Below are 9,212 nucleotides of genomic sequence, written 5' to 3' on the forward strand. Positions count from 1 at the left end.
CAGAGTCATGCCGCCTAAAGTCCTATATCGCTGAAATGTAAAGATATTCAAAATGTGTATTGCACAGGACTTTTACACAAACTAATATATGAATAAATATTCATGCTTTTCGTTTCATCATAGCGAGGAATCTGCGATGAAATCTGATTGCTGCAACAGCGGTGGTTGCAACACCACTCACTACCACGAGCACGGTTACGCACCTGTTCAGGAAGCATCCTCTGGTGCATCAGTGTCTTCTTGCGAAAGCAAAGGCTCCGAAGCTGGCGGTTGTTGTGGAAGTGGTACCGAAGATGAGGACCCAGAGTCGGAGCTATCAGGCTCTAATATCCGCTCCTGGCATATTTCCGGTATAGATTGTCCTTCCTGCGTTAAGAAAGTCCAAACTGCGCTCTCCCGTGTTGAAGATGTTGTAAAAGCCAACGTTTCTTTTTCTACCATGCGTCTGCAGGTTGAATTTGCTGCAGGTGGTTCGAATGTGAATGGTGTTCTGGCCTGTATTGATGAGTTGGGTTATCGGCTCACTGATATAGGTGAAGAAGCACCTACTGAACCTGAACAAAGCTTCTTAAAAAAGCACGCTTCTATTCTTGTGCTTGGTGTTCTTCTTGGCTTTGGAACACTGGTAAACAGTTTCCAGCCTGAAATCGGCCGCTGGATTCTTACTCTTGCCACGTTGTTTGGCATTTTCCCTATTGGCAAAAAGGCACTCAGTCAGGCACGCAGTGGTACGCCTTTTGGTATTGAAACCCTTATGACTGTGGCTGCGCTCGGCGCCCTGGTTCTTGGCGAAACCCTTGAAGCCGGTATGGTTCTGCTGCTGTTTATGATTGGCGAACACCTGGAAGGTCTGGCTGCAAATCGAGCGCGCCAGGGAGTAGAAAGCCTGATGGCTCTCAGCCCTGACAAGATGACTCGTATAATCACTGGCGCTGATGGCAAAGAAACCAAAGAAGAGATTCTTGCCAGTCAGCTGATGCCGGGAGATCTTGTTGAAGTTCAGCCCGGTGACCGCCTGGCGACCGATGGTGAGCTAATCACCGATGCGGCCAGCTTTGATGAAAGTGCTCTGACTGGTGAATCGGTTCCGGTAGATCGCTTAACGGGTGAAACCGTTATGGCGGGCAGCCTTTGTGCAGACCGTGTCGCTCGCCTCACAGTTGTTTCCGAACCGGGTAACAATGCCATTGACCGCATTGTACGGTTGATTGAAGAAGCTGAAGAAAGCAAAGCGCCTATCGAGCGGTTTATTGATAAGTTCAGCCGCTGGTATACCCCGCTGATGATGGCGATTTCTGCTCTGGTTGTTGTGGTTCCACCCTTGCTTTTTGGTGGCGACTGGGGAACCTGGGTTTATCGAGGTTTGACTCTTCTGCTTATCGCCTGTCCTTGTGCATTGGTGATTTCTACTCCCGCTGCGGTAACGTCTGGTCTGGCCCGTGCGGCTCGACAGGGTTTCCTGATTAAAGGTGGTGCGGTTTTAGAGCAACTGGGAGCTATTCAACAGGTAGCTTTTGATAAAACCGGCACTTTGACTGAAGGCCGCCCTCAGGTTGTGGATGTTATTGCCTTTGGTTGTGAAGAGCGACAAGTGCTGTCTATGGCTGCGGCTGTGGAAGATGGTTCCCGTCACCCTCTGGCGCAAGCCATTGTTCGCAAAGCTAAGCAGGATGCCCTTGAGATTAATCCTGCTGAGAATGTGAGTGCTCAGGCTGGTAAAGGGGTGAGTGGCCAGATTGATGGAGCGACAATTGTCGTGGGTTCCCCCAAGCATTTGGCTGATGAAATTGGTGCAGTCAACAATGCAGAATGGGGCATTGCAGGTCTTGAAGAGAAAGGCTACACCGTTGTTGGCGTGACTCGTGACGGTGAGCTTATGGGGATTATTGCTATCAGCGATACCCTGCGAGCTGATTCTCAGGAAGCCATTCAACGTCTGAACTCTCTTGGAGTGTCCAGCGTGATGTTGACCGGTGACAACCCAAGAGCTGCGGCAGCCATTGCCGGAACCCTGAACATGGATTTCCGTGCTGGCTTGCTTCCCGAAGACAAAGTGAAAGAAGTTCGTGCTCTCGAGCAGAAAGCTCCGGTTGCCATGGTTGGTGATGGCATTAATGATGCTCCAGCCCTGAAGAGTGCCCATGTTGGTATTGCTATGGGCAGCGGAACTGATGTTGCTCTGGAAACTGCTGATGCGGCTCTGACCCATGAGCGAGTGCGTGATCTGGCCGATATGATCGACTTATCCCGGGCAACCATGCAGATTGTTCGTCAGAATGTGATCTTTGCTATTGGCCTGAAGGTTGTTTTCCTGATTACCAGTCTGACTGGTATGACTGGTCTGATGTTGGCAGTTATCGCTGACTCTGGGGCAACCGCGCTGGTAACAATGAATTCTTTGCGACTTTTGCGCAGGAAAAATTCTTTCAAGTAAATCTCAGGCTACCCTCGGTAGTGTTTTGAGCAGGTGAGTTTGTGCTCACCTGCTTTTCATCATCCCGTTAACTATGTGATCCCGTTTATGATGAAGTCTCTAATCGCTGTTTCTGCAGCGGCAGTATTTGCGTCATCAGTCAGTTTTGCCAGTCAGGATGTTTTGTTTTCCTACGGTGGTAAAGATTACCAGTTAAAAGATCTGCAGCCGGAATTACAGCAGCGCTTCTTTGATACCAAGCAGGAAGCAAGAGATAAGCAGTTGGGTGTTGTGGATCAGGCCGTAATGGATATTTATATCGATAAGCTGGCCGCCAGCAAAGATCGCGCTATTGCTGAAACCCGCGCGGAGCTGTTGGAAGTTGATCCGGTCACCGATGCAGATATTGAAGCACTGTATAGCCAGTACAAAGATCGTATCGGTATGCCTCTTGAGCAGGTGAAGGATTATATCGAGCAGCAGTTAGTGGCTATGCGTATGCAGGAGAAAGCCCAGCGGCTGATTGACGATGCCAAGAAAGATAATAACTTTCAGCTGAAGATGCCTGAGTTGGAATCTCCTGTATTCACTATGGATCTGACTCCATTCCCATCAAAAGGCGCAAAAGATGCCAGAGTGACGGTTGTTGAATTTGCTGACTACCGCTGTGGCTACTGCAAAAAAGCCAAGTCTGCAGTTGATGATCTGCTGAAGAAACACGGTGATAAGGTCAAAGTTGTTTATATTGATTTTCCCGTTGTTCAAACACAGTCTGGAATCTCCCAGAAAGTGATGGCTGGTGCTTACTGTGCTCGTCAGCAGGACAAATACTGGGAATACAATGCCAAAGCTTACGATATGCAGAAAGAGCTGAACCTGGACTCTCCTGCAAAAATTGCCGGCTTGCTTAAGCTCAACAAAAAGACCTTCCAAGTCTGCATGGATAGCAGTGAATCAAGCGAGTATGTGGCCATGGCCTCTAAGTTTGGTCGTACTTATGGAGTCACAGGAACGCCAACTTTCTTTGTGAATGGTAAGCGTATACATACTCATGATCCTTCCGCTGATCTGGAGCCTTTGGTTGTTAATGCGTTAAAGTGATTTATTCTGCGTGAAAGGCTTTTTGCCAGATAAACAGCGTATATTTGTACGACAAATATACGCTGTTTCTGTTTGGATTTGGTGGAATATTGAAAATAGGTATAAATGCTTATGCTGGTTTGGTTGACAGGAAGTCGGTATAAACCGTAACTTGTAGTTAGGCGCTGATTTGTAACTTCGGCTTGCGGGCGCCTTATATAAATACCGCTAAAGAGATTGTGTTTGCACGACAGCATATGCAAAACCACTCGCCGACCACTGAGTGGTTTTTTTGTACCTGTCCCCTCATCTTCTCTTTGGCCCCGCAAATTTTGTTGTATGCGGAGCTGCAATGATTCAATTTAAAAGTATTAGCAAAACCTTCCAGGGAGGAAGCGGTCCGGTTCATGCGCTGGATAATATCTCTCTCCATGTTCCCGAAGGCTGTATCTATGGCGTGATCGGTTCCAGCGGCGCAGGGAAAAGCACCTTGATTCGCTGTGCCAACCTGCTGGAATCCCCAACGTCTGGTGAGGTTCTGGTTGGTGGCCAGAACCTGATTAACCTTTCTCCGGCTGAGCTGCGTAATGCCCGCCGGGAAATCGGTATGATCTTCCAGCACTTCAACCTGCTTTCCGGACGCACGGTATTTCAGAATATTGCTCTGCCGCTGGAACTGGCAGGAAAGTCATCCTCTGAAACCGAGAATGCTATCGCACCACTGCTGGAACTTGTTGGCCTTGTGGATAAGCGAGAGAGCTACCCGGCTCAGCTTTCTGGTGGCCAGAAGCAGCGTGTGGCTATTGCCCGGGCCTTGGCCAGCCAGCCGAAAGTACTGCTGTGCGATGAAGCGACTTCCGCTCTCGACCCGCAAACCACAGTTTCTATTCTCAATCTTCTGAAAGACATTAATAAAAAGCTGGGGCTGACCATTTTGCTGATCACCCATGAGATGGATGTGGTGAAATCTATCTGTGACCGGGTGGCAATACTCAGCCAGGGGCGGGTGATTGAAGAGAATGATGTGGAATCGTTCTTCCTGTCTCCTAAAACAGAGCTGGCCCGTGAGTTTGTGCGAGCGGCTATTCATGAAAAACCTGCGTCAGATATCAGTCATCAGTTCCGTCAGGACTATGTAGAAGGCAGTCGCCCTGTATTAAGAATCACCTTTGTTGGCCAGAACGTTGTGCAGCCTCTGATTACCCAGGCAGCTCGTTTGTGTCAGGTGGACTTTAATATTCTGCAGGCGGATATCGAAACTGTTCACAGCAAAACCATGGGTTTCCTGATGGTTGATGTTGTGGGTGAAGAGCAGGGCGTACAGGACGCTCAGGCATTTTTGCAGAAGCATGATCTGCAGGTGGAGGTTGTTGGTTATGTCAGCTGATGCATGGTCTTTGCTGTTTGAGTCTCTTCTGGAAACTCTGTACATGGTGGCAGTATCTGGTTTGGTCAGTGCCGCTTTGGGTATTCCCCTAGGTGTGTTGTTGCACGTTACCCGTCCCGGACAGATTCTTCAGCGTTCGCTTTTGAATCGTGTGCTTGGCGCAGTTGTAAATGCTGCACGTTCGGTACCGTTTATTATTTTGATGGTAGCGATTATTCCACTGACCCGATTGATTGCCGGAACCTCTATTGGCACAACCGCTGCAATTGTTCCTCTGAGTCTGGCATCTATTCCATTCGTAGCCCGGATTGCGGAAGGAGCTTTGAATGAAGTGTCTTCCGGGCTGGTGGAGGCTGCTGAATCTATGGGGGCTACACCTCTGCAGATTGTCACTCGCGTTATGTTGCCGGAAGCCTTGCCGGGGCTGATTCATGGTATGACCCTGACTCTGGTGACGTTAGTGAGCTATTCCGCTATGGCGGGAGCCATTGGTGGTGGTGGCCTGGGTGATCTGGGTATCCGTTACGGTTACCAGCGTTTTGACCCGATAATCATGATTGCCACAGTGATTGTTTTGATAGTAGTTGTTCAGCTGATTCAGTCTGCTGGAGAAAAGCTACAGGCTCGTTGCGAGCATAAATAAACAGCTCTTCTACTTTCTATTAGAGCGAAATAAAAGCAAAAGTGTTGAATACACAGGATATCAGGAGAGCAGTATGAAACCTGTTGTTGATTTGAAGAAGCTGATTGGTGCGGTTGTCGCCGCCAGTGCATTGATTCTGGCTGGCTGTGGCAGTGATGAAAGTGCGTCCACAAAAGTTGATGAAACCGCACCACTGAAAGTCGGTGTGATGTCCGGCCCTGAAGCTGATGTTATGAAAGCGGCTCTGGAAAAGGCCAAGGCTGATACTGGGTTGGAAACTGAGCTGGTGGAATTCCAGGATTACATTACTCCTAACGTTGCGCTGTCTGATGGCAGTATTGATATCAATGCCTTCCAGCATAAGCCTTACCTGGACAGTATGATTAATGATCGTGGTTTAAAGCTGACAGCTGTGGCAAACACTTTTGTGTACCCCATTGCGGCCTACTCCGACAAGCTGGAAAGCCTGGAGCAACTGCCCGATGGCGGCAAAGTGGCTATTCCTAATGACCCAAGCAACGAAGGCCGTACTCTGATTCTTCTGCATCACACTGGTCTGATTAAGCTGCAGGATGTTAATAATCTGGATGCAACTCCTCGGGATATTGTTGAGAACCCTAAAGGCCTAGAGTTTATTGAGCTGGAAGCACCTCAGCTGCCTCGCTCTCTGCCAGATGTTGATTTGGCCTTTGTTAACAACACTTACGCTATCCCAGCTGGCCTGACTCCTGATAAAGCGCTGCTGATCGAAGGTAAAGAGTCTCCTTATGTAAACCTGATCGTTTCTCGTATCGATAACAAGGATGACCCACGTATTGCCAAGCTGGTGACCGCATACCAGAGTGAAGTGGTGGAGCAGGCTGCCCGTGACCTGTTCAAAGGTGGAGCTGTAAAAGGCTGGTAACAGTTTGAATCATTCGGTTTAAACGCTTGATCTATAAAACCCGTGCTGATGCAGTGCGGGTTTTTTTATTACCTGCGGTTACGTCGGGAAACACTAAGCGCCTAAAAATACAATAATGCCCCCGAACCTTTCTCTCCTGCTGAAGCCTTAGCAACTACAACTCACTAAATATTGAAAGGAGATCACAGATGTCTAACGGTCTCATGGTACGGGCTCTTTTGGTCGGATTGGTGCAAGTAGCATCCTGTTATGCAGTAGCAGAACAACCGGCACGTGTTTTTGGGTATGACCGTATGGCGCTGCATATCGGGCTTCCTCAAGCTGTTCAGCAGAAGAAGGAAAGTGTGTACGGTGAATTAATGACTCCCAATGGTGTCGAGCAAACGGCTCTGCGGGACTTTCGTTTGCTAAGCCGCTGGCGTGATATGCGTTATTCAGAAAACCTCAAGGAGCCTGAGATTTATCTGCACGCCGAACCTGATTTGCTTCAGATTTACAGTCAGGTCGCAGGCTGGGGTGTGGAGGATTATGTTAACGCGAGAGCAAACCTGGCTCTGACTTCCCAGAGTTTTGATGACTCAGTAACTGTAGTGAACACTAATGGTCATTACAGTTATTACCTCTGGCTGGGCAGTCATGCTCTGGTTCTTGCAGCTCTGCCGCTCTGGTCTCCAGCGGTAGCGGGGGTTGGTGTTGCTGTATTTGCGACATCTGTTGCTTTTCATATTCGCCAGGGGTTCTGGAATGGTTGGCTGTATATGAATGATTACGGCAATCTGCTGGATCAAAAGGCAAAGGGGGAAGCGGCCCTGGCTTTGCTCAAGGATCATACAGCTGATCTTGAGAAGGCCCGGAAGATGATTTACCAGCCTTTACTGGCACATCATGCTGTGGCACTGAGTCAAAATGAATCCGATGCTGTGGCGGCGAACTGTCAAAATGCTGAGGCTGTATATATGGCGTCTCCCGTTTATCAAAACAGCATGCTGGCAAATTATGATGTAAAAAGCCTGGCTGATGTTTTTAAAACAGTGGCTGGAGCAGGGCAGGGACGTTTTACCCTGGAACTGCTTGATGACAGGTATCCGGATAAACAGAACTTCCGTTTTGAATTGCTTCTGTGTAAACGTAAGTTTTATGTTCAGGACGTGACTCAGTCTCAAAATGGCCAGAGCTATGCTCGTATCAATGCTTTGTTAGGTTTAACGGATTTTGTTGAAGAGCTCTCTCTGTTGAGTGATCTGAATAAATTCCGTTTTAAGGTGAAAGGTATTCCTCTTTATTCTCGGATAGTGAATTACTCCCGAGCGCTCGCTGTGGAGGGTGTGATTTATAACGAGAAACCAGCAGATGAAGCGAACGAAAGTGTTGAACCGAAAGAAAACACTCCTGTAGAGGAGCATCAGGAAACTGATGTCGCTGAAGAGTCTCTCCCTATAGATGATGAGGAAGAAGAACTGCTGCCAATTGATGAGCCAATGGAGGAAGAGGAGCTTCTACCCATTGCCAGCTAGTGGAATTTAAGTGGAAAGCTTGTTGAATACTGCTTTATTCCTGTTGCAGCTCATTGTTACCGCTGATTCATCTCGTTACTATCCGCTGAGAACGGATAGAACACTTAAAAAACATAGAAGTAAGAATGAATCAGCGTACTTTTCTTGCCGACGGCATGCTTGTTTTTGCCGCGCTTATTTGGGGAACTGCATTTGTCGCTCAACGTGTAGCTATGGATTATATGGAGCCGTGGGCTTTTAATGCGGTTCGCTTCCTTATCGGCAGTGTTGCTCTTCTACCATTACTGTTTTTCCAGCGACGATCTGACCCTGTGTTTACCCGCACAACCTGGCTTGGCGGTGCAGCTATGGGTTGTGTATTAATGGTGGGTGCAGGATTACAGCAGGTAGGGTTGATATATACGACGGCAGGTAAGGCTGCATTTATTACTGGCCTGTATATTGTGATCGTGCCGTTTATGGGGTTGCTGTTAGGTAATAAAACCAGTCGAGACACATGGGCGGGTATTATTCTGGCGCTTCCCGGCCTGGCTCTTCTGACGTTGGGAGATGACCTCTCCATCAATAAAGGCGATATGCTGGAAATCATTGGTGCTTTCTTCTGGGCCGGGCACCTTCTTCTGGTTGGCTGGCTTGCACCTCGCCATAACGTTATTGCGCTGGCTTTTATACAGTTTTTAACAAGCTCCATTCTTTGTTTCGGTGTCGCCGCTGTTTTTGAAAACTGGACAATGGCTCAGGTGCAGAGTGCGTGGGTGCCACTGGCCTATGTTGGCATTATGTCGACAGGTGTTGCCTATACCCTGCAGATTGTCGGGCAAAAAACGGCACCTGTTGCTCATGCTTCCATTATTCTCAGTTTGGAAACTGTATTTGCTGTGATTGCCGGTTATCTGTTCCTGAATGAAGTGATGTCTGGCGCAGCATTAATTGGTTGCCTGTTAATGCTGTGTGGAATGATTGTTTCTCAGGTGGGACTCCACAGGATTAGACGAGTTTTTCGATTTCAGCACGCTCTGTGAATAAGTACTTACAGGATTGTTTAAGACTTTCATTGACTTGCGAGGGATGCCCCTTATAATGCGCATCTCTTCTCTGGTGCGGGGTGGAGCAGCCTGGTAGCTCGTCGGGCTCATAACCCGAAGGTCGTCAGTTCAAATCTGGCCCCCGCTACCAATTCTCATCTGAGATTGAAGTGTGTTTTATTGGTGCGGGGTGGAGCAGCCTGGTAGCTCGTCGGGCTCATAACCCGAAGGTCGTCAGTTCAAATC

7 protein-coding genes, 1 tRNA gene and 1 riboswitch are annotated in these 9,212 nt (G+C 48.4%); all 8 genes read left to right on the forward strand.

Annotated elements, in window-relative coordinates:
* Positions 1-136 precede the first annotated feature (136 nt).
* The 8 genes from ACY2RR_RS23575 (at position 137) to ACY2RR_RS23610 (ending at position 9,117) form a co-directional block, all read left to right on the forward strand.
* Entirely contained in the window at positions 137-2,434 is a 2,298-nt protein-coding gene (locus ACY2RR_RS23575) for a zinc/cadmium/mercury/lead-transporting ATPase (RefSeq protein WP_490110656.1), read from the forward strand.
* Positions 2,435-2,521: 87 nt separating this feature from the next.
* A complete protein-coding gene (locus tag ACY2RR_RS23580) occupies positions 2,522-3,514 on the forward strand; it encodes a DsbA family protein (RefSeq protein WP_490110657.1) in 993 nt (330 codons plus the stop codon).
* 151 nt (positions 3,515-3,665) lie between these two features.
* A riboswitch (SAM riboswitch) is annotated at positions 3,666-3,746 on the forward strand.
* 99 nt (positions 3,747-3,845) lie between these two features.
* Positions 3,846-4,880, forward strand: a complete 1,035-nt coding sequence (locus tag ACY2RR_RS23585; protein ID WP_490110658.1) for a methionine ABC transporter ATP-binding protein — start codon at positions 3,846-3,848, stop codon at positions 4,878-4,880.
* Complete coding sequence (locus tag ACY2RR_RS23590; protein WP_490110659.1) at positions 4,870-5,523, forward strand: methionine ABC transporter permease; 654 nt, start codon at positions 4,870-4,872, stop codon at positions 5,521-5,523. Before ACY2RR_RS23585 ends, ACY2RR_RS23590 begins: the two co-directional genes overlap by 11 nt.
* A 73-nt stretch (positions 5,524-5,596) precedes the next feature.
* Positions 5,597-6,427: a MetQ/NlpA family ABC transporter substrate-binding protein gene (locus ACY2RR_RS23595; RefSeq protein ID WP_490110660.1), complete on the forward strand. Its 831-nt coding sequence runs from the start codon at positions 5,597-5,599 to the stop codon at positions 6,425-6,427.
* Positions 6,428-6,615: 188 nt separating this feature from the next.
* The gene (locus tag ACY2RR_RS23600) at positions 6,616-7,941 is read left to right on the forward strand and encodes a hypothetical protein (protein ID WP_490110661.1); all 1,326 of its coding nucleotides are present in this window, start codon (positions 6,616-6,618) and stop codon (positions 7,939-7,941) included.
* Between the two features lie 125 nt (positions 7,942-8,066).
* Entirely contained in the window at positions 8,067-8,963 is an 897-nt protein-coding gene (locus ACY2RR_RS23605; RefSeq protein WP_490110662.1) for a DMT family transporter, read from the forward strand.
* A 77-nt stretch (positions 8,964-9,040) separates the two neighbouring features.
* Positions 9,041-9,117, forward strand: a tRNA-Met gene (locus ACY2RR_RS23610).
* The last annotated feature ends 95 nt before the right edge of the window (positions 9,118-9,212 follow it).

Source organism: Parendozoicomonas sp. 2304DJ65-17, assembly GCF_058148445.1.

What these genes read in the sequence shown, in the direction of transcription:
- ACY2RR_RS23590 (WP_490110659.1), top strand. Translation starts at nt 4,870, where the DNA reads ATGTCAGCTGATGCATGGTCTTTGCTGTTTGAGTCTCTTCTGGAAACT.
- ACY2RR_RS23585 (WP_490110658.1), top strand. Translation starts at nt 3,846, where the DNA reads ATGATTCAATTTAAAAGTATTAGCAAAACCTTCCAGGGAGGAAGCGGT.
- ACY2RR_RS23600 (WP_490110661.1), top strand. Translation starts at nt 6,616, where the DNA reads ATGTCTAACGGTCTCATGGTACGGGCTCTTTTGGTCGGATTGGTGCAA.
- ACY2RR_RS23595 (WP_490110660.1), top strand. Translation starts at nt 5,597, where the DNA reads ATGAAACCTGTTGTTGATTTGAAGAAGCTGATTGGTGCGGTTGTCGCC.
- ACY2RR_RS23605 (WP_490110662.1), top strand. Translation starts at nt 8,067, where the DNA reads ATGAATCAGCGTACTTTTCTTGCCGACGGCATGCTTGTTTTTGCCGCG.
- ACY2RR_RS23575 (WP_490110656.1), top strand. Translation starts at nt 137, where the DNA reads ATGAAATCTGATTGCTGCAACAGCGGTGGTTGCAACACCACTCACTAC.
- ACY2RR_RS23580 (WP_490110657.1), top strand. Translation starts at nt 2,522, where the DNA reads ATGATGAAGTCTCTAATCGCTGTTTCTGCAGCGGCAGTATTTGCGTCA.